We start from the raw sequence: 924 nt of genomic DNA, 5'->3' as shown, positions 1-924 counted from the left end.
AGCGCAAGGCGCGTGGCTACGCGAGCTTCTCCACCATCCGTGCCGTCGTGTTCCTGCTCGCCGGCAAGCTGGACTTCGGAAAACTCAATCAGCATGCCGCGTAACCCACTCGTTTTTCAAGAGAGCCACAAATCCTTTGTGGTGTTGTCGATATAGTTGTATAAAACTACGGACATTGTGACTAGCAAAGTGGCCACCACTAGGAAAGCCGAAAGAGCCTCATCGAAGACCACCGTGACAGCCCCTGCGGTCGCCCGCAGCAGTAAGTAGGTTAGGCCAAAGGCGGCCCCGAAGATTGCGAGCAGCTTGATAAATTGCTTACCGTTCACGGAGCCTAACCGTCGCCGCCAAGACTTCGGCCACCATCCTCGCGTCCGTCAATTTTCTCCCTGGAGCAGGCCTCCCCGTCTCAAGCTCTAGTTGCCTTTCATCTTCAATTGGCGTTTCCGAAAGAGCCGTAATTTCTACGGTATCCGTGTTGTCCGAACTTGAGTGCTTCTTCTTCCCGCCGTGCACGCCCTCTGTAGTAATCCTCCATGAGCCCTCACCCTGCTCAATGTAATCCAAGTAATCGGCGACGGGCTCTTCCGGGACGCGAAGTTCTCCTGACTCATTACTCAGGCGAATGCCTACTTCATCTTGGGAGAAAAGATCTTTAAGGAAGTGCTGAATAAATCGCGTTTCGGCGACGGCAAGAAAATCTCGGTGTGCAGTCGCGCCGAATCGCTTGCAATCGGCTCGCGGAATACGGAATTGGCACTCTGGAAGGCCGGATTCGCACGATTTCATCGCCTTTGCCCCGTTTCAGGACGCACCTTGCGTGTCGGGCGCCATCAACCTTTTATGCGCGAGCACGAGGTTGGCGAGGCCGAACAGTGAGAACAATTGCGCCTCGTTCTTGGCGATCCCTCGATAGCGGGTCTT

Annotated in this window: 1 protein-coding gene and 1 pseudogene; both read right to left on the bottom strand. The window is 54.9% G+C overall.

All coding sequences use genetic code 11. From position 1 onward, the window contains the following. Positions 1-116: 116 nt before the first annotated feature. Entirely contained in the window at positions 117-329 is a 213-nt protein-coding gene (locus I8J34_RS24155; RefSeq protein WP_214364178.1) for a hypothetical protein, read from the bottom strand. 475 nt (positions 330-804) lie between these two features. Next, positions 805-924: pseudogene (locus I8J34_RS24150) on the bottom strand (IS5/IS1182 family transposase); the annotation flags it as partial.

Origin of the sequence: Denitromonas iodatirespirans (assembly GCF_018524365.1) — a bacterium.
In the GTDB taxonomy this organism is placed as follows: domain Bacteria; phylum Pseudomonadota; class Gammaproteobacteria; order Burkholderiales; family Rhodocyclaceae; genus Nitrogeniibacter; species Nitrogeniibacter iodatirespirans.
The sequence above is the reverse complement of the archived record's forward strand: the minus strand, read 5'-3'. Positions and strand labels throughout refer to the sequence as shown.